Here is a 23,244-nt window from a genome sequence, read left to right as displayed (position 1 = left end):
AGAGTTATGAGAAATTTGTTGAAGCCCTTGGCGCTGGTGGCGCCGCTGTTGTTGGCAGCTTGTGGTGGCGGTGGTGGCAGCGGTGGTGAATCGCAGCAGCAGTACAGCATCAAGCTGACGGCGTCCAAGGCTGCAGTGCCGGTCAACCTGACATCCACCTTGCCGGGCTATCCAGATGTAGGGGACTATTACCCCTATATGTCCACCCTCTACATCCAAGCCAACGCGGGCGGTAACCCCATTCCGAACCAAGAGGATGGCGCGTTCTCCTGCAATATCACTTCTGGGCTGGACTCTGGCGCACTCTATTACCTCGACGGTAATGACGACCATACGGTCGAAGTTAACTACAAGGGCGAAACCATCAAGGTTCCAGGTGCTTACCGTAACATTACGCTGGGCTCCAATGCCGGTGGTGCGTCGTTCCATATCATTTCTCATGGCATCGCGGGTGATGTGACGGTTCAGTGCAGTGTGACCGATCCACGCGATAACAAGGTGTACTCTGATCGTGCAACGGTGAAGGTAGGCGGCGGCAGTACCGCTACTCCTGCAACGGTCACCTTTACCAACCAGACCCAATACCTGGGCTCGCGTGACAATCTGAACAACATTCCTAACAGCGTGGTGGTGCAGGCAACTGTCCTCAATGACAACAACCAGCCTATTAGCAATTCAGGCAACGCTAATCTGCAGGTCAGCATCGTGCCGAATGCAGCATCCGACGGTGCTAAGTTGTTAGCAGGCGGCAAAACCAATAGTGGTTCCATGCAGATCAGTACTGTCAACGGCATTGGCCAATTCTCAGTAGCCAGCGGCCCTGCTTCCGGTCCGCTGCTGCTGCGTTTGACTGTGGATCGTGCTGACAACGATCTGACCAATGGTATTCAGGAGCCGATCACCCAGTATGCGGTGATTCCAGTGATCAATGCTCTGGCTTCCACTGCGTTGACTATCCCTGAGTCTGAACTGGCATTGACGGCACAGAACGCGGCGCCATTTGTTCATGCATTGATGGCCGACGGTGGTGTGGCGCCTTTTATTTGGTCCACCAATTCAGCTTTGCCAGCCGGTTTGAGCCTGAGCTCCGACGGTTTGATTTCTGGTACCCCTAACGTAAAAACCCCTGGTGATTACAACGTGGTGCTCAACGTGCGTGATGCCAATGGCGCGACTGCACGCAATACGCTGGTACTGACAGTGGCTGGCAACCTGCCAGACAGCCCTGTGGCCTTTACCATCAACGGATGCACTGGCTCCACTGCTTCGCCATGCGTGATTTCTTCGGTGGAAGTTGGAAGCTCCTACACCTACACCTTCTCTGCCACGGGTGATAACGTGACTTGGACTTTGGAAGGCGCACCTAGCTGGATGCAAGTGTTTGGCCAAGGCACGACGGGTCGCATTGCTTCCGGTGCCCTGCTGACCTGCGACGAAGTGGGAACCTATCGCATGTACGTGACTGCGAAGAATTCGGCCAACGCGGTGAGCCGCGAAGTCACCTTCCGCGTGACCGACACGGCTGGCGTGTGTGTCAAAGAAGAGTAGTAACTGAACTGCACAGACCTATTTCTCAGGTCTAGCCCAAAAACCTCCGGCACGCCGGAGGTTTTTTTATGCCTGCCATTGCCGCTATCATGTGCAGTCCGTTTTCAGGATGTAGCGCAATGGCACCTTCCGTGTGTTTGATTGGGCTGCCCGGCAGTGGTAAATCCACCATTGGCCGGCAGCTGGCACGCCTATGGGGTGTGGATTTTGTCGATTCCGACCATGTGATCGAAGCGCAGCTGGGCTGCACGATCAAGGAGTACTTCTCGGCCCAGGGCGAGCAGGCTTTCCGCGATGTCGAGGCCCAGGTGATTGCCGCATTGGCGACAAGGGAGCGGGCCTGCATCCTGTCCACCGGTGGCGGTGCGGTGCTGCGGCCCGAGAACCGCACCGTGCTGCATGCCCACACAACGGTGTTCTACCTGCATTCCAGCCCCGAAGACATTGCCCGGCGCCTGCGCAACGATACCGGGCGCCCCTTGCTGCAAGGTGATGACACGCTCAAGCGCCTCAAGGACCTGCTGGCCGTGCGCGCGCCGCTGTACGAAGAGACAGCGCACTACACCATCGACACTTTGCGCTGCGGCACCGGCCAGGTCATGCGCAAGGTCAGCATGCAGGCCGAGTTGGCGGGCCTGGTGCCGCAGCCGGGCGCCACTTTGGCAACTCCCCGATAATGGACGAGCGATATCCATACAACTTTCCGACGCAAACGCTGTGACCGACACTGTTCATATTGACCTGGGCGACCGCTCCTACCCCATCCTGATTGCTTCGGGCTTGCTTGCCCAGGCGGACACCTTTGCACATTGCCCCAAGGCTTCGCAGGCGCTGATCGTCAGCAACGACACAGTCGCGCCGCTTTACGCCCGCCAGTTGCAGGCTGCACTGGCGCCGCACTACCCCAAGGTGGAACTGGTGGTGCTGCCCGATGGCGAAGCGCACAAGAACTGGACGACCCTGCAAGGCATTTTTGATGCACTGATGCACAACGGCGCCGACCGCAAGACGGTGCTGTTTGCACTGGGTGGCGGTGTGGTGGGTGATATGACCGGCTTTGCCGCTGCCAGCTTCATGCGTGGCGTGCCTTTTGTGCAGGTGCCCACCACCTTGCTGTCGCAGGTGGATTCATCTGTCGGCGGCAAGACCGGCATCAACCATCCGCTGGGCAAGAACATGATCGGCGCCTTCTACCAGCCCCAGCTGGTGGTGTGTGATCTCGACACCTTTGACACCTTGCCCGCGCGCGAGCTGAGCGCTGGGCTGGCCGAAGTCATCAAGTACGGCCCGATTGCGGACATGGCGTTCATGGACTGGCTGGAGGCCGAAATGCCAGCGCTGATGGCCGGCGACAAGCGGGCGCTGGCCTATGCAGTGCGCCGCAGCTGTGAGATCAAGGCCGATGTGGTCTCCAAGGACGAGCGCGAGGCGGACCTGCGCGCCATCCTCAACTTTGGCCACACCTTTGGCCATGCGATGGAAGCCGGCATGGGCTATGGCGTCTGGCTGCATGGCGAAGGCGTGGGGGCCGGGATGGTGATGGCCGCCGAGCTGTCCCAGCGTCTGGGTCTGGTCGATGCTGCCTTTGTGCAACGCCTGCGTGCGCTGGTGGCCCGTGCCGGTTTGCCGGTGCGCGGTGCCATGTTGGATAGCCAGGACAACGCGGGCCGCTATCTGGAACTGATGCGCCACGACAAGAAATCCCAGGCCGGCGCGATCCGCTTTGTGCTGATCGATGGGCCGGGCAAGGCGGTAGTGCGCGAGGCGCCCGATGCGCTGGTGCGCGAAGTCATCGACCTGTGCTGCGCCGAGGCAGTGCAGGCCTGACCGGATGGACCGCCCCGCGCCGCTGATGCAGCCAGCCGAGCCCCAGCAAATCTGGACCGAGCTGGGCCTGGCGCCTTATGCCTGCTTCTCCCACCGCAGCCAGGGCCGCCTGCATGCACAAGAGGCGGCGCCCACGCGTAGCGCTTTTCAGCGTGACCGCGACCGGATCGTGCACTCCACCGCTTTCCGCCGTCTGGTCTACAAGACCCAGGTTTTTTTGAACCACGAGGGCGACCTGTTCCGCACCCGCCTCACGCACTCGATCGAGGTGGCGCAGCTGGGCCGCTCGGTGGCGCGGGCGCTGCGCATCAACGAAGACCTGACCGAGGCGATCTGCCTGGCCCATGACCTCGGCCACACGCCTTTTGGCCATGCGGGCCAGGATGTGCTCAATGACTGCATGCAGGACTTTGGCGGCTTTGAGCACAATATGCAGAGCCTGCGCGTGGTCGATACGCTCGAAGAGCGTTACCCCGACTACAGCGGGCTGAACCTGTGCTTCGAAACCCGGGAAGGGATTCTGAAACACTGCTCCGCCAAGCATGCGCGGCAGCTGGAGGCCCGTGAGCCCGGCGGCGTAGGCCAGCGCTTCCTGCTTGGCCAGCGGCCGGGTCTGGAAGCCCAACTGGCCAATCTGGCCGATGAGATCGCCTACAACGCCCATGATGCCGACGACGGCGTGCGTTCCGGCCTGATCAGTCTGGAGCAGCTGATGGGCGTGCCGCTGTTTGCCCGCTATGCCCACGAGGCGCTGGCCGAGTACCCGCAGCTGCAGGAGCCGCGCTGGCAGCGCAAATGGCTGTACGAGGCCACGCGCCGCATGCTCAGTGAACAGATCTACGATGTGATCCGCCACACCAGTGCGGGCCTGCAGGCGGCGCAGCCGGCTGATGTGGATGCCGTGCGCCAGTTGCCCGCCCTGGTCGGTTTCAGTAGCACGATGGCGGCCGAGTCGGCCGAGCTCAAGCGGTTTTTGTTCAAAAACCTGTACCGCCATCCGCAGGTGATGCAGACCACCGGCCAGGCCAAGGCCGTCGTGCGCGAGCTGTTTGACATTTACCTGGGCGACCCCGCGCAGATGAAGCCGCGCTTCGCCGCCCGTGCCGCCGGTCTGGATCGGGTCGCATGCGCCCGCGTGGTGGCCGATTTCATCGCTGGCATGACGGACCGCTATGCACTGCGGGAGCATGAACGCCTGACGGGCCAACGCGTCCTCGTTCCCTGAATACCGGGCTTCTGCATGGGTGCCATGGCTTAGCGCAGGCACTGGCCAAGCCACCCTCGCTACAATGGCAGGCCCAGTGTCAGCCTCTGCCAGCCTGTGGCCTTGCGCCGCCCTTGCGCCCAGCGCCCACCCCTTTGCAGGGTGATGGCCCGCAGACAGCCCCCGCTGGCCATCTATAACTCCACCAGAAAGCCCCACGATGACCGATACCCATGCTGCACCTGCGCCTGCAGATGAGGCCTTGCACCAGGTGGTGATGGCCGACACCGTGAACTGGCTGGAAAAAGCCGTCATCGGTCTGAACCTGTGCCCGTTTGCCAAGGGCGTGCATGTCAAGGACCAGATCCACTATGTGGTGAGCGATGCGCAGGATGCCGAAGCGGTGGCGCATGATCTGCACCGTGAGCTCGAAGCGCTGGCCGAAGCCAATCCGGACAAGCGCGATACCACTTTGCTGATCCTCCCTTATGCGCTGCATGATTTTCTGGATTTCAATGATTTCCTCGAAATCGCCGACGACATGATCGAAGAGCTGGATCTGGGCGGCATCCTGCAGGTGGCCTCGTTTCACCCCTTGTTCCAGTTCGAGGGCACGACGGTCGATGACGTGACCAACTGCACGAATCGCTCGCCATACCCCATCTTGCACCTGCTGCGCGAAGAGAGCATTGACAAGGCGGTTGAGGCCTTCCCCGAGGCGGATGCGATTTACGAAAAGAACATGGAGACGCTCGATGCGCTGGGCCTGGAGGGCTGGCTGGACCTGGGCGTGGGCCCGCGCTGCCCCTTCCCGCACCAGGACGCTGCCAGCGGCAAGGCCAAGGAATGAAAACGATGAAAGCACCGCGCGCCGCAGGCCGTAGCACCACCAAGCCCGCCGCCCCCGATGTTGCCCAGCAGCTGGAGCTCAAGCCCGGACAGTCGATCGAGCTGCTCAAGGCGCTGCATATCCTCACGCGCGATGGCAAGCTGAACCAGGATTCGCGCCGCAAGCTCAAGCAGGTCTACCACCTCTACCAGTTCATCGAGCCGTTGCTGACCGAGTTGTCTGCGCAGGATCACCCGGTCAGCCTCGCCGACCATGGCGCCGGCAAGTCCTACCTGGGCTTCATCCTCTACGACCTGTTCTTCAAGAACCTGGGCCGTGGCCATATCTACGGCATCGAGACCCGTGCGCCGCTGGTCGAGGCCTCGCAGCAGCTGGCGGCCGATCTGGGTTTTGAGCGCATGTCGTTCCTGAACATGTCGGTCGCCGATTCCACCCGCACCGATGCGGTGCCCGAGCGCTTTGATGTGGTCACGGCGCTGCATGCCTGCGATACCGCCACCGATGACGCCATTGCCTTTGGTCTGGAAAAGCGGGCCCGTGCGATGGTGCTGGTGCCTTGCTGCCAGGCCGAAGTGGCGGCATGCCTGCGCCAGAACAAGGCCATGAACCTTGCGCGCACCCCCTTGGCAGAGCTGTGGCGCCACCCCATCCACACCCGTGAGATGGGCAGCCAGATCACCAATGTGCTGCGCTGCCTCTACCTGGAAAGCCAGGGCTACCAGGTCACCGTGACCGAGCTGGTCGGCTGGGAACACAGCATGAAGAACGAGCTGATCCTCGCCAGGTACACCGGCCACAAAAAGCGCGCGGCGGCCGAGCGGCTGCAGCAACTGTTGGCGGAGTTCGGTCTGGAGCAGTCGCTGCAGCACCGCTACCGGATGGAACCAGTCGCTGCCTGAGAAGGCCTTGCATGCGCCTATAGCGCACAAAGGTATCGCATTCGTGACGATGCGGTGACGTCATCGGATATTCACGGAGCCGTCATTTCCGCTTCCTAGACTGGGCCCTTTCCAACGGTGGTCCCACAATCAGGAGAGTCGAAGCGATGAGCAAATCCATTTCCGACAAAGTCGTCCGCAACACGGAAGGCAACACCCCATTCAGCACCATCCTGGAGACGCATATGTCGCGTCGCCTGGTGATGCGCGGCAGCCTGGGTTCGGCCCTGGCGCTGTTTGCCGGTGCCAGTATTTCCGCCTGCGGGGGCGGCAGTGATGGCGATGATGACAAGGCCGTCAAGCTCGGCTTTGCGTCGCTGCCCAACTCGATGACAGATGCCTGCGTGGTGCCCGCCGGCTATGTGGCCTCGGTCATCGGTGCCTGGGGCACGCCGCTCAACGACCAGGCAGCGCCCTGGAGCAATGAAGGCCGCAACAGCTCGCAGGACCTGTTGCACTCCACCGGCATGCACCATGACGGCATGCACTACTTCCCGCTCGCCGGCAGTTCCAGCGAAGGCCTGCTGGTGGTCAATCACGAATACATCGACGAGAAGGCCTTGCACCCGAACGGCCCCACCTCGGTGGACGGCAAGCGCCCGGCAGAAGAGGTGCGCAAAGAGGTCAATGCCCATGGCGTGGCCGTCATGCATGTGCGCAAGCAGGGCAGCCAGTGGGAGATCATCAAGAACTCGCGCTACAACCGCCGCTTCACCTCGGCCACGCCGATGAACCTGTCGGGCCCTGTGGCAGGCACGGACTGGGTCAAGACGCCGTTCTCCACGGCCGGCACCCAGGTGCGCGGCACCAACAACAACTGCGGCAACGGCACCACCCCGTGGGGCACCTACATCACTGCCGAAGAAAACTGGGCCGCCTGCTTTGTCAACACCGGTGAGGTGACGGCCGCCCAAAAGCGTGTCGGCGTGCAGACCAAGGCCGGCCGCTACCAGTGGGAGACGGCTGCGGGCGATGCGAGCGAGCAGCAAGGCGAATTTGCCCGCTTCAACATCACCGCCACGGGCGCCGATGGCCTGCAGGACTGGCGCAATGAAGTTAACGGCTTTGGCTACCTGGTCGAGATCGACCCCTACGACCCCAGCAGCACGGCGACCAAGCGCACCGCGATGGGCCGCTTTGCCCACGAAGGCGCTGCCTACGGCATCCCGGTGGCCGGCAAGCCGCTGGCTTTCTACAGCGGCGATGATTCGCGCTTTGAGTACATCTACCGCTTTGTGTCCGAAGCGCTGTGGGACCCCAAGGATGCCGCGCGCAGCGACCGCATTGCCGTGGGCCACAAGTACCTGGACAAAGGCACCCTGTACGTGGCGCGCTTTGATGCCGAAGGCAAGGGCGAATGGCTGGCGCTGACCCCTGCCACCAAGGGCAAGGACGGCCGCAGCCTGGGCGAGGCCTTCGGCACTATCGATGCCATTCTGATCAATACGCGCGGCGCGGCAGACTTTGTCGGGGCCACGCCGATGGACCGCCCCGAGTGGACCGCGGTGCACCCCAGCAATGGCGATGTCTACCTGACCCTGACCAACAACACCAGCCGCAATGCCGAACGCGGCACCAACCCCGCCAACCCGCGCCTGAACAATGTCAACGGCCACATCGTGCGCTGGCACGATGACGCCGGTGCCAACACCTTCCGCTGGGACATCTTTGTCTTTGGCTCGGATGCCGCCTCCAACGCCGACACCAACCGCTCGGGCCTCACCGAGCTCAACCAGCTCGCCAGCCCCGATGGCATTGCGTTTGATGACCGTGGCATTCTGTGGATCCAGACCGACAACGGCATCGACGGTGGCCGCAACAACGCCGTCGCCAAGGCCACGAACGACCAGATGCTGGCCGTCGTGCCCGGCGCGCTGAAGGATGCCAAGGGCACGGGCCCGGTCATCAACGCCGCCAACCAGGCCGAGCTGCGCCGCTTCTTTGTCGGCCCGAACGAGGCCGAGATCACCGGCTTCGCCTATACCCCGGACCACACCAGCATCTTCCTCAACATCCAGCACCCGGTGAACTGGCCTGCCTATGGCACGGCCGACGCCACCCGCGCGCCCGATGGCAAGGTGCGCCCACGCTCGTCGACGGTGGTGATCCAGAAAGCGGACGGCGGCCCGATCGGCGTCTGATCCTCTAGCTGCGCTGCATAGAAAAAGCCGCCGGTCCTGGACTGCCAGGATCGGCGGCTTTGCTTTGTACGCTGGATGGATTAGCCTGCGGTCGCGCCCGAGGTCTTCACCACTTGCTTCCACTTCTCGTTTTCAGCGGCGATGAACTTGCCAAACTCCGCTTGGGACTCGGTCACCACTTCGCCGCCCTGGTCGCCGATCTTTTTGATCACGTCAGGCTTTTGCAACACCTTGATGATCGCAGCATGCAACTTGGCCTGCACATCGGCAGGCGTCTTCGTGGGGGCGAACAGGCCAAACCAGGAGGTCGCCTCGTAGCCGGGCACGCCTGCTTCGGCAACGGTTGGCACATCGGGCAGCTCAGGCGAGCGCTTGGTGGTGGTCACCGCCAGCGGGCGCAGCTTGCCCGAGCGCACATGCTGGATCGCAGAGGGCATGTTGTCGAACATGATCGCAATCTGGTTGCCCAGCAGGTCGGTCACGGCCGGTGCGCTGCCCTTGTAGGGGATGTGGATCATGTCGACCTTGGCCATCATCTTGAACAGCTCACCCGACAGGTGGATGGAGCTGCCGCTGCCCGAGGAGCCAAAGTTCACCTGGCCGGGATGGGCCTGGGCGTAGCTGATCAGTTCCTTGACGTTCTTGAAAGGCTGCGCCGGGTTGGCCACCAGCAGGTTGGGCACATTGGCCACGCGGGTCAGCGGTGCAAAGTCCTTGTTGGGGCTGAAGGGCATCTTCTTGTAGAGCCATTCATTGATCGCGTGGGTGCCCACGGTGCCCATGAAGATGGTGTAGCCGTCGGCCGGCGCACGTGCGGCGAACTGGCCACCGATATTGCCACCGGCACCGGCGCGGTTGTCGATGATCACCGGCTGGCCCAGCTCCTCGCCCAGCGACTGGCCGACGATGCGGGCCAGGATGTCGGTGGTGCCACCAGCCACAAAGGGCACGACCATCGTGATGGGCTTGTTCGGGAAAGCCTCGGCCGCAAAAGCGGCAGGCACCAGGGCGGCGCCCAGGCTGGCAGCGGCGATGGCTTGCAGCACGGTGCGGCGGGCGTTGAAACGGGTGGTGTTCATGGGTATCTCCAAAGCAAAGTGAAAAAGGCTGCCACTTGTTTTGTCAGTGCTTGTTGGGTCTCGCGTGACAGCCGGAGGAAGGGAAGGTCTGGCCCGATTTATGGCCAGAACAGGGAGGAGCCGATGTAGATGGCCCCCACAACGAACATCGAGACCACCGTGTAGCCCATGATGTCCTTGAGCTTGAGCTTGGACAGCGCCAGCGCAGGCAGGATCCAGAAAGGCTGCACCAGGTCGTTCCAGCCATTGCCCAGCATCACCGACATGGCGGTGTGGGCCTGCGATGCGCCCAGGGTCTTGGCCGCTTCGATCATGAACGGGCCTTGCAGCACCCAGTGGCCGCCGCCCGAAGGCGCAAAGAAGTTGATGAAGAAGGAGCTCACCAGGCCCCACAGCGGCAAGGTATAGGCGGTCGAGAAGCTGACGAACACATGGGCGATCGATTCGACCAGGCCCGAGGCATGCATGATGGCCATGATGCCGGCGTAGAACGGGAACTGCAGAATGATGCCGCCAATGGTCTTGACACCCTCATTGACCTTTTCCACATACTTCATCGGCGTGCCCAGCAGCAAGATGCCCAGGAACAGGATGAAGAAGTTGATCATGTTCAGATCGAGGCTTCCGTTCTGCATGAAGTGCATGGCCACAAAAGCCATGCCGGTCAGGCCGATCAGCCCGCTCAGGATGCGGCTGTTGTTCAGGCGGCCGGCAAAGGTCTTTTCGTCGCCCAGCAGGTTCGCGGCCGATGGGCCCTTGGACTCTTCGTTGCTGGCCAGCTCGGCACTGATCTCGGTGACTTTTTCACCGGCTTTCGGATGCATCGCCGCATTGATCAGCGGCAGCACGATCAGCACGGCCAGCGCGGTCAGCAGGATGTGGGGGGAGAAAATGGTTTCGCTCAGCGGGATGATGCCCATCTGCTTTTCAAAGCTGTGGCCCTTGGTGGAGATCAGCACCGGAATGGTGGCCGACAGACCCAGGCTGTACATCGTGAAGCCGGTGTAGGCCGAGGCGATGATCAGCGGGTAGTGCACGCCCTTGACGCGCAGCGCCAGCTTCTTGGCCATGATGCCGCCGATCACCAGACCAAAACCCCAGTTCAGGTAGCTGCCCACGCAGCCCACGACAGTGGCCATGATGATGGCGCCACGCGGCGTATGCACCATACCGGCAATGCGGTTGAGGAAGCGGTCCACCACCGGTGCGGCCGCCAGCACATAGCCCATCACCAGAATCACCGCCATCTGGGTGGTGAAGGCCAGCAGGCTCCAAAAGCCCTTGCCCCAGTCCTGCACCACCAGGTTGATGGGCCGGCTCTCCACAGCAAAGGCCAGCACCATGGTCAGCAAGGTCAGCAGGATCGCGAACACGAAGGGGTCGGGCAGATACTTGCGCATCAGCTCGGTGAAAAAAGCGGTGATTTTTGACATCGATGTCTCTTGTTATCAATGGAAGGAGCAAAGCGGGGCCTGCAACCGACAGGCCCACGAAAAAGGGCTAGACCGGTGCCACGCCCACGGTCATGCCGCCACAGACATAGAGTGCCTGGCCGGTGACAAAACCGCTGCGCTCGTCGAGCATGTAGGCCACGGCATGGGCCACGTCGTCGGGCGTGCCCACGCGCTTGACGGGCACGGACTGGATGATCTTTTGCGTGCGCTCGGCGCCCGGTGGGTTGGCCTTGTCGAACAGCTCGGTGCGGATGGGGCCGGGGCCGATGGCATTGGCGGTGATGCCCCATTGGCCCAGCTCCAGCGCCCAGACACGGGTCATGCCGATCAGGCCGGCCTTGGTGGCGGCGTAAGCAGTACGCAAGTCCTTGCCCAGCGCCGCGCGCGAGGACATGTTGACGATGCGGCCAAATTGCGCCGCCTGCATGCCGGGCAGCAAGGCCTGCATGCACTGGAACGCGCAGCGCAGGTTCAGCGATACGGCGAGGTCGAACTCGGCCAGCGTCTGGCTGGCAGCGTCGTTGGGCACCACGATGCCGACGTTGTTCACCAGGCGGGTGATGGGGCCGCCAGCGAGCGCTTCGTTCAGCGCGCGGGCCGTGTCTTCGGCACTGCTGAGGTCGGCCTGGATCGCGACAAAACCGGCGGGCACCTGGTCGATCTGGCGGTCGATGATGACCGGGTCATAGCCATCGGCATGGCAGCGCAGCGCAGCGGCTGCACCAATGCCGGCGCCGCCGCCGGTGATGAGCACGCGGGGGCGTGCAGAGGTCGATGGAGTCGATGGAGTGGACATAGCGGTTTCCAAGAAAGGCGTCACAGGCAGCACTGGCCGGCGACATAGGCCTTGCTCCAGCGCGTGATGCGCACCTGGGCAAACAGATCGGCCTGGTAGAAGGGATCGGATTCGATAAAGGCCTGGGCCGCCTCGCGCGTGTCCAGGTCCACCACATAGAGGCCACCGCCCATGTCGCTGCCGTCGTCCTGCAGCTTGGCGCCGCAGGCCAGCAGCAGCCCCGCGTTGCGCGCCAGAAAGTCCAGGTGCGCCGGGCGGTGGGCTTGGCGTATGGCCTGGTGTTCGGGCTTGTCGAAAGTCTCAATGATGTAGGGCATGGTGGCTCCGGGGTAGGGTGCGGCAGGCCAGGCTAGCGCTGCTGCCGCCGTAAAGCATTTCTTTGAAGGCCGGTCTCAGACCGTGGCAATCGGGGTTACCGGCGAGGCAATGGCGCCGGGCAGGTTCAGCGGTGGGGCGGTCAGCAGAAAGCGGCTGCGCCCATGGGCACGCAGCCACTGCGCCAGCGGTGTCAGATGCCACAGCTCGCCCAGGTGCAGGCCCAGCTTGAACAGGCAGTGCTCATGCAGGGGGAGCGCCGCGCAGCAGTCAGCACCAGGCTGGGCCGGGTGCGCCTCGACGGCATAGTTGTCGGCCGCGATCACGGCGATCTGGCTGTCGCTGATCCACTGCAGCAGCTTCTCGTCACGGCCATTGAGCACCGCGCAGCGGTTGTTCAGCACCACCGGGTCGGGGTTCTTCTGCATTGCCAGCACGGCCTGGGCAAAGCCGGTGTGCAGGCACAGCATGTCGCCGGGCTCGATCTCCAGCCGGTCGGCCTCGATCACGCGCATCCATTCGTCGTAGCCAATCAGGCTGCGGGCATCGCCGTAGTGCGCATGCAGGTCCATCATCACGCCCCGGCCTTGCACGCCGTTCTGGGCCATGCCCTCAATGCCCAAGGCCTTGGCGCGGCTGGTGCTGCCGCTGCTCTCGGCCGTGGGCATGCCGGTGTCGCTGACCAGCAGCGGCCCCAGTACATCGCGGCCTGCGGCAAAACCGTTGTAGTACAGCGGCTCGGGCACACCATCGCCATTGGCGTCGAACAGCTGGCCGGCATGGGCCAGGCCATCCCACTGGGTGGAGTACTGCAGCGACAGCACGGCCATGTCGTCGGACAGCACATCGGTGCGGCCGGGCTCCAGATCACCGAGCAGGCAGTTGAAGTTGACCAGGCCCTTGCGCTGCAAGGGGCGCAGCACGGGCGGCTTGCGGTTGGGGTTGAGGGCGCTGCCGCCGGGGTAGTCCAGCGGCAGGCTGAGCGAAAAGCGCAGGCCTTCCTGCACCTCGGCAACACCCTGGCGCACCTTGGCGGCCGTCAGCAGGTTGAGGCGGCCGAGTTGGTCATCGGGGCCGAAGTCGCCCCAGGTCGACCCTGCAGGGCGCTGCTTCCAGCGTGGATTGGCATCGGACATGCTTGTCTCCTTGATTGAGGAAGGCTGCAGCGGGCGGTTGTTGTTCTTGGTGCCCGTCTGCATGGTTTGAGGCTTTGCCTCAGTGTTTCTGCAAAAAGCTGCCCAGTGCCAGGTCAAAGGCCTGGGGCACTTCGAGGTTGGACAGGTGCGAGGCCGGCACCGTCGCCAGCTCCGAGCCGGCGATGGCGGCATGCATCGCTTCGGCATCGGCCACCGTGGTCACCGGGTCGGCGCTGCCGCCAATCAGCAAGGTGGGGGTCTGGATGCGGGCGATATCGGCGCGCAGGTCTTCCACGGCCAGGGCCTCGCAGCAGCTGGCATAGCCTTCGGGGGCAATGCCGGCAATCCAGGCCTGGGCGGTCTGCACCACCTGGGGCTGGCTGGCGATAAAGCCTTCGGTGAACCAGCGGCTGGGCGATGAATCGGCCAGGGTCTGCATGGCTGCTGCGCCATTGGCACGCACCAGGGCCGCGCGGTCACGCCAGCCTGCTTCGGCACCAATCTTGGCGGCGCTGTTGGCCACGGTGATGCTGCGCATGCGTGCGCCGGCATGCACGCCCAGCCACAGTCCGGTGAGGCCGCCCATCGAGATGCCGCAGAAATGGGCCTGGTCGATGCCCAGGCTGTCCAGAATGGCCAGCACATCGCCGCCCAGTTGGGCGAACTGGTAGGGGCCAGGGCTCACGACGCTGGCGCCGTGGCCACGGGTGTCGTAGCGCAGCACGCGGTACTGGCTGCTGAAAGTGCGGGCCTGGGCGTCCCACATATCCAGGGTGGTGCCCAGCGAGTTGGAGAAAACCAGCACTGGCGCGCCCTCGGGGCCTTGCAGATCGATGTTGAACATGCCGGTCGCAGTGGTGATTTGTTGTGTTGCCATGGCGTTCTGTCCTTCAAAAAGTGCCTCTGCATCGCTGCGCGGGCAAGGCTGCGCCAAGGTGGCCGAGGCAGCAGCGCTGGTGTTTGGGGGGAGGGTGTCGGGGGATGCGGTGCAAGGCGCGGCCCTAGCAGGCCTGCGCTTGCCGCCGCAGTGGGACGTCAGACTTTTTCGAGGATCACGGCAATGCCCTGGCCCACGCCGATGCACATGGTGCACAGCGCGTAGCGGCCGCCCAGTGCATGCAGCTGGTTGACGGCGGTGGTAGCGAGGCGTGCGCCCGATGCGCCCAGCGGGTGGCCCAGCGCAATCGCGCCGCCCCATTGGTTGACGCGCTGGTCATCATCCGCAATGCCCAGGTCGCGCAGCACGGCCAGACCTTGGGCGGCAAAGGCTTCGTTCAGCTCGATGACATCGATGTCGGCCAAGGTCAGGCCGGCCAGCGCCAGTACCTTGCGCACGGCAGGTGCCGGGCCAAAGCCCATGATGCGCGGCGCCACACCGGCAGTCGCCATGGCCACCACACGGGCGCGTGGGGTCAGGCCGTATTGCTGGGCAGCTTCTTCATTGGCCAGCAGCAAGGCGCAGGCACCGTCGTTCACACCCGAGGCATTGCCGGCCGTCACGGTACCGCCTTCGCGCACCACGCCCTTGAGCTTGGCCAGCGCTTCGATCGTGGTGGCGCGGGGGTGCTCGTCCTGGCTGATCACCAGCGCATCGCCCTTTTTCTGCGGAATGGTCACGGCCACGATCTCGCGGGCCAGGTGGCCGGCAGCGATGGCCGCTGCAGCCTTTTGCTGCGAGGCCAGGGCCATGCGGTCCTGGGCGTCACGCTCGATCTTGAAGTCGTCGGCCACGTTCTCGGCCGTCTCGGGCATGGAGTCCACGCCGTACAGCGCCTTCATCTGCTTGTTGACAAAGCGCCAGCCAATGGTGGTGTCGTAGACGGCATTGTTGCGGCTGAAGGCGGATTCGGCCTTGGGCATCACAAAGGGTGCGCGGCTCATCGATTCCACACCACCGGCGATCATCAGGCGCGCTTCGCCCGACTTGATGGCGCGGGCAGCGGAGCCCACGGCATCCAGACCCGAGCCGCAGAGGCGGTTGACCGTGGCGCCAGGCACCTCGATGGGCAGGCCCGCGAGCAGGCTGGACATGCGGGCCACATTGCGGTTGTCTTCGCCGGCCTGGTTGGCACAGCCGTAGATCACATCGGTGACGGCCGTCCAGTCCACGCCGGGGTTGCGCTCCATCAGCGCCTTGATGGGCACGGCGCCCAGGTCATCGGTGCGCACACCGGCCAGCGCGCCGCCGTAGCGGCCAAAGGGGGTGCGCACGGCGTCGCAGATATAGGCATGGGTCATGTTGGTCTCCTGGGATGAATACAAATCGGCGCTGCGCTTACAGCAGGCGCAGGCCAATCATTTTTTCGAGTTCGGCCTTGTCCAGACCGTCAACGGTGTCGATGAGCTTGAGGCCCTGGTCGGTGACCTCGATGGTGGCCACATCGGTGTAGATGCGCTTGACGCAGCCAATGCCGGTCAGTGGATAGCTGCATTGCTTGACGATCTTGCTCTCGCCCTTCTTGGTCAGCAGGTCCATCATCACCCAGGTCTGCTTGGCGCCGATGGCCAGGTCCATCGCGCCGCCCACGGCGGGAATGGCGCCGGCCTCGCCGGTGCTCCAGTTGGCCAGGTCGCCGTTCTCTGCCACCTGGAATGCGCCGAGCACACAGATGTCGAGGTGACCGCCGCGCATCATTGCAAAGCTGTCGGCATGGTGGAAGAAGCTGCCGCCTGCCAGCAAGGTGACGGGCTGCTTGCCGGCATTGGTGAGGTCATAGTCTTCCTCACCAGCGGCCGGCGCCGGGCCCATGCCCAGGATGCCGTTTTCCGACTGCAGGATCACTTCGCGGTCCTGGGGGATGTGGTTGGCCACGGCCGTCGGCTGGCCAATGCCCAGGTTCACGTAGGCGCCGTCATGGATGTCCTGCGCCACGCGGGCGGCCAGTTCGTCTTTCGTGCGTTTTTGGTAGCTGCTCATGGTCTTGTCTCCTGCTTCAGGCTGTTTTCTTGAAGCCACCGGCTTGCGTGGCAACGCGCTCGATCTTGATGACCTGATTGACATAGATGCCAGGGGTGACCACGGCTTCGGGGTCGAGCTGGCCCAGCTCCACAATCTCATGCACAGTGGCCACGGTGTACTTCGCCGCGGTGGCCATTACCGGGCCAAAGTTGCGGGCCGATTTGCGGTAGGTGAGGTTGCCCCAGCGGTCGCCTTGCTCGGCCTTGATCAGCGCCACATCGCCATAGATGGGGTACTCCAGCACATAGTGCTTGCCATTGATCTCGCGCGTTTCCTTGCCGGCAGCCAGCTCGGTGCCGTAGGCTGTGGGGCAGAAGAAGGCGCCGATGCCGGCGCCGGCCGCGCGCATGCGCTCGGCCAGGTTGCCTTGCGGCACCACTTCGAGCTCGATCTTGCCGCTGCGGTAGAGCTCGTCAAACACATAGCTGTCGACCTGGCGCGGGAAGCTGCAAATGATCTTGCGCACGGCACCGGTCTTGAGCAGGGCCGCCAGGCCGGTGTCGCCATTGCCGGCGTTGTTGTTGACCACCGTGAGATCCCGCGCACCCTGTGCGATCAGGCCGTCAATCAGGGCCGCTGGAATGCCGGCGGTGCCAAAGCCGCCGATGAGCACGGTCGAGCCATCCTGGACGCGGCTGAGGGACTCGGCAATCGAGTCCGAAATCTTGTTGATCATCTTGTCTCCTGGTTCTGAACACGGGTCGCAACAGGCTGCTGATCCCGCTGCGGCATGGTCGCGCTGCGCTGGGGCAGTGCCTGTACCGCGTGCGACAAATGCAATGTCGAGGCTGCCTGCGCGGACCTGGGAATGCATTTGAGAGGATCGGCGGCCCTTAGGGAGTTTCTGCAAAACTCCCTGCCGTGGTCTGCACGCGGGCTCGGGCGATCTGCCGCGTTGTCTTTCTTGTCAATAGCTGGCTATTGACTGCAAAAGACGCCTTGCATCTCATCCCGATCCGCGTCCATCCCGCTTGGCGAGGGTTTTGCAGAACCTCCCAGAGGCTCTTGGTAAAAATGTTCGTATATAGAACATTAGTTCGCTAAAAGAATTATAGACTGCCGGATAATCCGCTACCCGATGTCCCTGCGATTTGCTTTTGTATTGCCAGGGATCCGCTCCACGCCAACGACCACGATTGCGGCCTATGAAAGAAGAAGACCCGACCCTCCGCCCCAGTGACAGCTATGTGCAGTCCTTCGCGCGCGGGCTGGAGGTCATCCGCAGCTTTGGCGCTGCCGCGCCGCGCCAGACCTTGACGGAAGTGGCCGAGGCCACCGGCATGACGCGTGCCGGCGCGCGCCGCATCCTGCTGACCTTGCAGACCCTGGGCTATGTGCGGGTGGAGGGCCGTTTGTTTGCGCTCACGCCGCGCATCCTGGATCTGGGCTTTGCCTATCTGTCGTCGATGCCGGTCTGGAACCTGGCCCAGCCGGTGATGGATGCGCTGGTCGAGCAGACCCATGAGTCCTGCTCCATCGCCGTGCTCGATGGCCAGGATGTCGTCTACGTTTTGCGCGTGCACACGCACAAGATCATGAGCACCAACCTGGGCATGGGCTCGCGCCTGCCCAGTTTCTGGACTTCGCTGGGCCGGGTGCTGCTGGCCGAGCTTCCGCCCCAGGAGCTGCAGCCCTTGCTCGAGGGCCGTGACCGCACGATGTTCACCCGCTTCACCCTCCAGGACGATGCGCAGCTGCTGGCCGAGCTGGCCCAGGTGCGTGCACAGGGCTGGTGCCTCCTCAACCAGGAGCTCGAAGAGGGGCTCACCTCGGTCGCTGCCCCCATCCGCAATGCCAGCGGCCAGGTGGTGGCGGCCATGAATATCAGCGGCCAGGCGAACCGCACCACGCCCGAGATCATGCAGGGCGAGCTGCTGCCCCAGCTGTTGCAGGCGGCGGGGCGCGTTTCGGGCCTGTTGGGCTACCAGGCGGGCCGGGGCATTGGCGGCAAGCTGGCGCCACGCTAAGCCGCATGCGCGGCTCCTTATTCCTGTTGATTGTTTCTATGCGCCTGTGGCGGTCGCAGGCATGGGTATGCCTTGACTCAGCGGGTAGCCCTTGCCTGAGGGCGGGATTCAATGGCCTTGCGCCGCGCCATGCACGGGCTGCGATCGCGCACAGCCTGCCTGCGTACTGTGTTTCAGCCATTTCTTAAGAAAACCTGAAGAAGTCTTAAGAAACCGCCTGCTGTGGCTTTGTCGCCTCTGTGTATCCCATTCTTAAAGATATGTAAATGAGAACCATTTTCCTCTTTAAGATGTGCGAGCTTTTTCACGGTGGTAGCCAACCAGAGTGCGGATTTCCCATCCGGTATAGCCAGACCGAACACATACCAAGGCAATAAAAGGAACTGGAATGGCTTTCAAAACCCAACCTGTGGTGGCAGCAGTGGCGCTGCTGTGCGCGGGCTATGCAGCGGCGCAGCAAGCGCCGGCCGAGACGACCTTGCAGGAAGTGCGCGTGCAGGCAGATACCGCGGCGGACGTGGGCTATGCAGCGCCCACGGCCAAGAGCGCCACCAAGATTGAAGCGCCTTTGCGCGACATTCCGCAAACCGTCAACGTGGTGCCCCAGCAGCTGATGCGCGACCAGGCCGTGCAGTCGATGCAGGACGTGCTCAAGGCCGTTCCCGGCATTGGCCTGTCGCATGGCGATGGCCAGCGCGACCAGGTGACGATCCGGGGCTTCACGGCGATTGCGGACCAGTTCGTCGATGGCGTGCGCGATGACGCGCTGTACTTCCGCGACCTGTCCAATGTCGAGCAGGTCGAAGTGCTCAAGGGCCCGGCATCGGTGCTGTATGGCCGGGGGTCTTCGGGCGGTCTGATCAACCGCATCACCAAGAAGCCCGGCATCGACCGCAGCGAAGTGGGCCTGACCCTGGGCAGCTGGAACCAGCGCCGGGGCGAGTTTGACCTGGCGCGTGCGCCGCAGGACAGCATCGTCTCCTACCGCCTGACCGGCGCCATCGAGCGCGCCGACAGCTACCGCGACCAGCAGTTTCTGGACCGCAAGGCGCTGGCCGGGTCGGTACAGTTCAAGTTCAGCGCGGACACGCAGCTGCTGCTGCAGGCCGACTACCTCAAGGACAGCCGCCTCACCGATTTTGGTATTCCCGCCTTCCAGGGCCGCCCGGTGAATGTGCCGCCCCGCACCTACTATGGTGCGGCCAATGCGCGTGATACCGATGTGAGCACCTCGGAGGTGTACTCGGCCTCTGCCACCCTGAGCCACCGCTTCAACGACAGCCTGAGCCTGCGCAATGTGCTGCGCTACTACGACTACAGCCTGGACCGCAGCAACACCCTGGTCGGCGCGGTCAACGAGAAGGCGCAGACGGCGACCCTCAACCGCGGCCATCTGGAGCGCGACGAGCACGGCTTTTTCAACCAGCTGGAGATGACGCAGAAGCTGGAGCTGGCGGGCATGCAGCACCAGGTGCTGTACGGGCTGGAGCTGGGCCGCCAGAACAAGGGCTTGCTGAGCATCAGCCAGAGCAATGTGGGGACGGTGTCGCTGTTCAACCCGGTGCTGCCGGTCGTCTCGCCGATGCTGACGGCTGCACCTTCGGCCAACAACGACAGCGTCTTCAGCGTGGCCAGCGCCTATGTGCAGGACATGGTCACCCTGGCCCCCGAATGGAAGCTGCTGGCTGGCGTGCGCTATGACCGCTTCCGCCAGGAAACCGACAACTACACGCCAGGCAGCGTCAACCTGGGCCGCACCGATGTGGCATGGAGTCCGCGCGTCGGCCTGGTCTACCAGCCCAGCAACGCGCTGTCGTACTACGTGTCGTTCAGCAAGTCCTTCCAGCCCTCGGGCGAGACCTTTGCGCTGGCAGCCAACAATGCCCAGCTGGCGCCTGAGAAAACCACCAGCCGCGAGGTTGGTGTGAAGTGGGATCTGCTCGACGGCAAGGCGAGCGCCAATGCGGCGCTGTTCGAGATCGAACGCACCAACATCAAGAGCGTGGACCCCGTCAGCAACACCTTGGTGCCGCTGGGCGTGCAGCGCACCCGGGGCCTGGAGCTGAGCTTTGCCGGCGACCTGTCGCAGGGCTGGCAGATCTGGTCAGGCTATGCCTACCTGTTGAGCGAGATGACCTCGTCGCCCGCTGTCGATGCGGGCCAGCCCGTGGAAGGCAAGCGCGCCACCTTGACGCCCAAGCACAGTGCCAATGTCTGGGTGACCAAGGCCCTGGGCCATGGCTTTGGCGCCGGGGGCGGCATCAGCTATGTCGGCGCGCGTTTTGCCAACCCTGGCAACACCGTCGTGCTGCCAGGCTACGTCACCCTGGATGCCATGGCCTACTACCGCCTGAACAACGTGGACCTGCAGCTCAAGCTCAACAACCTCCTGGACAAACGCTACATCGTGGCCGGCCACGGCTCCTCGCCCAACCTGAACCTGCCAGGCGCGCCGCGCTCGGTGCAGTTGGTGGCGCGCTACCGCTTCTAAGCTGCAAGGCGGGTATGGAAAAAGGCCATCTGCCCAGGGGCGGATGGCCTTTTGTCGTAGTTGGTATTGCGGTGAGAGGCTCAGTCGATATTGCCCAGGCCTTGCAGGTTGCCGAAGCGGTCGCGGATCTGGATCCAGGTGCTGCCCTGGTTCAGAAGGGGCAAGTCAAAAGTAGCTGTGCCGGCAACGGTCTCGCCAGCGGTCTTGGTGCAGGTGATGCGGTCAGGGTTGTCTGGGTGTTTCTGTTCGCAACGGATGGCGCCATCAGATGACAGCACCGCGCCATCCTTTTCTTGGTTGAATACCAGATGCGTTTGCATGGGCAGTGAGTACCATTCGCCAAACAGCTTGTCGGCCAGCGAAGCCGGATCGTCCAGTCGCATGCGTACGATGGTCTTGGGCGCTTCTCCCGGGAAAGTTACGGTACCTTGCTGTGAAAAGTGGGGCGTGTGCTGCCCGCGGTTGACTGCCAAATCGATGCGCACCGGGCCCGCTTCCGCAATCTGGTGTGCTGACTGGGCCGCACCGCCCAGGCTACGTCCACCCGCATACTGGTTCAGCGCAAATTCGGCCCGCGATGCCAGGGTATCTGGGCCAGCGCTGTCGTAGGTGCCGCTGCCCATATGGAAGGTGGGGGGGCCATTGGCGCCGTAGTTGAAGACCTGCAGCACCATGGTGGAGTTCTGCACGTCAAGTGCCAGGCCGCGCCCGGGCTTGCCGGTGAGCTCATCTTGCACAATCCAGGTGCCGTTGACGGGCATCAGTTGGTGTGTGTGCCGTGTTGGAATGCCGGTCACGGTTGAGCCGGGAAGCGCGATGGACCAATAGTTTTGCTGCTGTCGCTGCTGGTTGGCGAAGTTCATTGCAGAATCACTCTGCCCGATTAAGGGGAGCACCTGCCCAGGTGCCTCTTTCATCGTGGCCTGGCCTGCAATCTGGCCCCCCGAGACTTGAAAGCGCAGGTTTTCGATATTGCTTCCGCTGGTGGCAGAGTTGCACAGGATCTGCGCTTTCTCGGCATCCACGGAACAGGGCGAAATGTAGCTGGGTACGTTCCCGTCCACATACTCAGCAAGCTCAAGCTGGTCCTTGCTATTGCGCTGGAGTGTCGCGCTGCGATATTGCTTGAACTGCAAATTCTTGTCCAATATCAGCAGACGCAGGACGCGTTGGCCCACCTGTGCGAGCGGATTGCTGATGCTCGGCGTGAATTCTTTGATCGCAAAGCGCTCTATCGCCGCGGGTGCTTCGCCGGGAAACTGCACCGTACCCTTCAAACCATTGCTGAAGGACACCGTCACATCACCGGGTGAGCTGTCTTCTACGGCATCCCGCGCTGCGCTGCCAAAGCTGCGCCCGCCGGTATAGCGGACGAGTGGGGCAGTGACGCTGTTGCCGTCCAGTTGCCCGGTGGCCGTGTAGAAAGTGGCATCGCCATTTTTCTCGTAGCCAAACACCTGCATGAAAAAGGTGTTGCCTTGCACATCGATGGCCAGGCCACGGCCAGGTTTGCCATCCAGCTCGCTGCTGACGATCCAGGTGCCCGCTTGGGGTGTGAAATCGCGTGCGGCCCAGCTATTGGCACCGCAGGCCAGCAGGCTAGCCACCATCAAAGAAGATAAGCGCATAGTGATCTAATCTCCCGGGTTATTGTCATAGTTGCCGTTAGATCATAGCGAGGAGGCATGCAAGCTAGCTGTCAGGGAAGCGTTGATAATGGTGCCGCCTCTCCACCCGCTGTCCTCGCCCCTTACGTCCATGGCCCGCCTTCCCCGACTCAGTCTTCCCGACATGCCGCACCATGTGCTGCACCGGGGCAACAACCGGCAGACGGTCTTTGCTGATGATGAGGATTTCCAGCACTTCAGCGATTTGCTGCGCCAGCTGGCGCAGACCCACCTGGTGGCAGTGCATGCCTTTGTGCTGATGCCCAACCACTTCCATCTGTTGATCACACCCCAGACCGAGCAGGGCCTGCCGCTGTTGATGCAGGCGCTGGGCCGGGCCTATGTGCGCTATTTCAATGCCCGCCACGGGCGCAGCGGTACTTTGTGGGAAGGGCGCTATCGCTCGACGGTGGTCGAGCCGGCCGAGCCGTTGCTGCAATGCATCATCTATATCGATTCCAACCCGCAGCGCGCAGGCCTCGTCGCCAAGGCGGAAGACTACCCCTGGTCCAGCTGTGCGCACCATTTAGGTGCAAAACCAATGGCGTGGTTGCGCGATCCGGCGGCGTTCTGGGCCTTGGGCAACACCCCCTTTGCGCGGGAGGCCCGCTATGCCCAGATGCTGGCCTATGGCCTGTCGCAGCGTGAGTCAGGTGCGCTGACCGCTGCGGTACAGGGCGGCTGGGCGATGGGGAGCGAGGACTTTGTGCAATCCCTGCAGTCCAAAACGGTGCGCAGGCTGCACAAAAAGAGTGCGGGCCGTCCCCGTTTGGCCGCTCCCTCCGGCGAATGAAGCAAAAATTTCATATATATCAACGATTATTTGGCTATTTTAAATATGACCCCAATTAATTGTTGAGAAAAATCATTTG

General features: G+C 63.0%; 20 protein-coding genes. 10 read left to right on the top strand and 10 right to left on the bottom strand.

All coding sequences use genetic code 11. The features are described from left to right. The first annotated feature begins 6 nt into the window (after positions 1–6). From ACCQ08_RS10975 to ACCQ08_RS10945, 7 genes are all read left to right on the top strand, one after another. Positions 7–1,548 carry an Ig domain-containing protein gene (locus ACCQ08_RS10975; RefSeq protein ID WP_373449785.1) on the top strand — a complete coding sequence of 514 codons (1,542 nt, stop codon included), beginning with the start codon at positions 7–9 and terminating at the stop codon, positions 1,546–1,548. 119 nt (positions 1,549–1,667) lie between these two features. Continuing rightward, positions 1,668–2,225 carry a shikimate kinase gene (locus ACCQ08_RS10970; RefSeq protein ID WP_373449784.1) on the top strand — a complete coding sequence of 186 codons (558 nt, stop codon included), beginning with the start codon at positions 1,668–1,670 and terminating at the stop codon, positions 2,223–2,225. A 40-nt stretch (positions 2,226–2,265) separates the two neighbouring features. Continuing rightward, positions 2,266–3,375 carry a 3-dehydroquinate synthase gene (aroB, locus tag ACCQ08_RS10965; RefSeq protein ID WP_373449783.1) on the top strand — a complete coding sequence of 370 codons (1,110 nt, stop codon included), beginning with the start codon at positions 2,266–2,268 and terminating at the stop codon, positions 3,373–3,375. Positions 3,376–3,400: 25 nt separating this feature from the next. Then, complete coding sequence (locus ACCQ08_RS10960) at positions 3,401–4,600, top strand: deoxyguanosinetriphosphate triphosphohydrolase (RefSeq protein ID WP_373449792.1); 1,200 nt, start codon at positions 3,401–3,403, stop codon at positions 4,598–4,600. 199 nt (positions 4,601–4,799) lie between these two features. After that, a complete protein-coding gene (locus tag ACCQ08_RS10955; protein WP_373449782.1) occupies positions 4,800–5,429 on the top strand; it encodes a DUF1415 domain-containing protein in 630 nt (209 codons plus the stop codon). A 5-nt stretch (positions 5,430–5,434) separates the two neighbouring features. Further along, positions 5,435–6,328, top strand: a complete 894-nt coding sequence (locus ACCQ08_RS10950; protein WP_373449781.1) for an SAM-dependent methyltransferase — start codon at positions 5,435–5,437, stop codon at positions 6,326–6,328. A 146-nt stretch (positions 6,329–6,474) separates the two neighbouring features. After that, positions 6,475–8,508: a PhoX family phosphatase gene (locus ACCQ08_RS10945; RefSeq protein ID WP_373449780.1), complete on the top strand. Its 2,034-nt coding sequence runs from the start codon at positions 6,475–6,477 to the stop codon at positions 8,506–8,508. 80 nt (positions 8,509–8,588) lie between these two features. Here the strand turns inward: ACCQ08_RS10945 and ACCQ08_RS10940 are convergent, their stop codons facing one another. From ACCQ08_RS10940 to ACCQ08_RS10900, 9 genes are all read right to left on the bottom strand, one after another. Then, positions 8,589–9,587, bottom strand: coding sequence for a Bug family tripartite tricarboxylate transporter substrate binding protein (locus ACCQ08_RS10940; protein ID WP_373449779.1), 999 nt, complete (start codon positions 9,585–9,587; stop codon positions 8,589–8,591). Positions 9,588–9,685: 98 nt separating this feature from the next. After that, positions 9,686–11,020 carry a short-chain fatty acid transporter gene (locus ACCQ08_RS10935; RefSeq protein WP_373449778.1) on the bottom strand — a complete coding sequence of 445 codons (1,335 nt, stop codon included), beginning with the start codon at positions 11,018–11,020 and terminating at the stop codon, positions 9,686–9,688. Between the two features lie 67 nt (positions 11,021–11,087). Then, complete coding sequence (locus tag ACCQ08_RS10930) at positions 11,088–11,837, bottom strand: SDR family oxidoreductase (RefSeq protein ID WP_239810738.1); 750 nt, start codon at positions 11,835–11,837, stop codon at positions 11,088–11,090. Positions 11,838–11,857: 20 nt separating this feature from the next. After that, entirely contained in the window at positions 11,858–12,154 is a 297-nt protein-coding gene (locus ACCQ08_RS10925; protein ID WP_373449777.1) for a YciI family protein, read from the bottom strand. Positions 12,155–12,229: 75 nt separating this feature from the next. Continuing rightward, positions 12,230–13,288, bottom strand: coding sequence for a cyclase family protein (locus ACCQ08_RS10920; protein ID WP_373449776.1), 1,059 nt, complete (start codon positions 13,286–13,288; stop codon positions 12,230–12,232). A 79-nt stretch (positions 13,289–13,367) separates the two neighbouring features. Beyond that, entirely contained in the window at positions 13,368–14,165 is a 798-nt protein-coding gene (gene pcaD, locus ACCQ08_RS10915; RefSeq protein ID WP_133856900.1) for a 3-oxoadipate enol-lactonase, read from the bottom strand. Between the two features lie 158 nt (positions 14,166–14,323). Then, a complete protein-coding gene (gene pcaF / locus ACCQ08_RS10910) occupies positions 14,324–15,526 on the bottom strand; it encodes a 3-oxoadipyl-CoA thiolase (protein ID WP_312833751.1) in 1,203 nt (400 codons plus the stop codon). Between the two features lie 37 nt (positions 15,527–15,563). Continuing rightward, positions 15,564–16,205: a 3-oxoacid CoA-transferase subunit B gene (locus tag ACCQ08_RS10905; RefSeq protein ID WP_239810742.1), complete on the bottom strand. Its 642-nt coding sequence runs from the start codon at positions 16,203–16,205 to the stop codon at positions 15,564–15,566. A gap of 16 nt (positions 16,206–16,221) precedes the next feature. Further along, on the bottom strand, positions 16,222–16,923 hold the full coding sequence (locus tag ACCQ08_RS10900; RefSeq protein WP_021026103.1) for a 3-oxoacid CoA-transferase subunit A: 702 nt from the start codon (positions 16,921–16,923) through the stop codon (positions 16,222–16,224). Between the two features lie 469 nt (positions 16,924–17,392). On the opposite strand from ACCQ08_RS10900, the gene ACCQ08_RS10895 reads away from it, so the two are divergent. Both ACCQ08_RS10895 and ACCQ08_RS10890 read left to right on the top strand, forming a co-directional pair. Then, complete coding sequence (locus tag ACCQ08_RS10895; RefSeq protein ID WP_239810744.1) at positions 17,393–18,214, top strand: IclR family transcriptional regulator C-terminal domain-containing protein; 822 nt, start codon at positions 17,393–17,395, stop codon at positions 18,212–18,214. Positions 18,215–18,602: 388 nt separating this feature from the next. Then, the gene (locus ACCQ08_RS10890; RefSeq protein ID WP_373449775.1) at positions 18,603–20,705 is read left to right on the top strand and encodes a TonB-dependent receptor; all 2,103 of its coding nucleotides are present in this window, start codon (positions 18,603–18,605) and stop codon (positions 20,703–20,705) included. 80 nt (positions 20,706–20,785) lie between these two features. Here the strand turns inward: ACCQ08_RS10890 and ACCQ08_RS10885 are convergent, their stop codons facing one another. After that, entirely contained in the window at positions 20,786–22,189 is a 1,404-nt protein-coding gene (locus ACCQ08_RS10885; protein ID WP_373449774.1) for a hypothetical protein, read from the bottom strand. 274 nt (positions 22,190–22,463) lie between these two features. Between ACCQ08_RS10885 and ACCQ08_RS10880 the strand changes: the two genes are divergently transcribed. After that, positions 22,464–23,165: a transposase gene (locus tag ACCQ08_RS10880; protein ID WP_373449791.1), complete on the top strand. Its 702-nt coding sequence runs from the start codon at positions 22,464–22,466 to the stop codon at positions 23,163–23,165. Positions 23,166–23,244: the final 79 nt, after the last annotated feature.

This window comes from Comamonas sp. SY3 (assembly GCF_041730275.1).
Taxonomy (GTDB): domain Bacteria; phylum Pseudomonadota; class Gammaproteobacteria; order Burkholderiales; family Burkholderiaceae_C; genus Comamonas; species Comamonas sediminis.
Note: the sequence above shows the minus strand (reverse complement) of the source record. Positions and strands in the feature narration are given on the sequence as shown.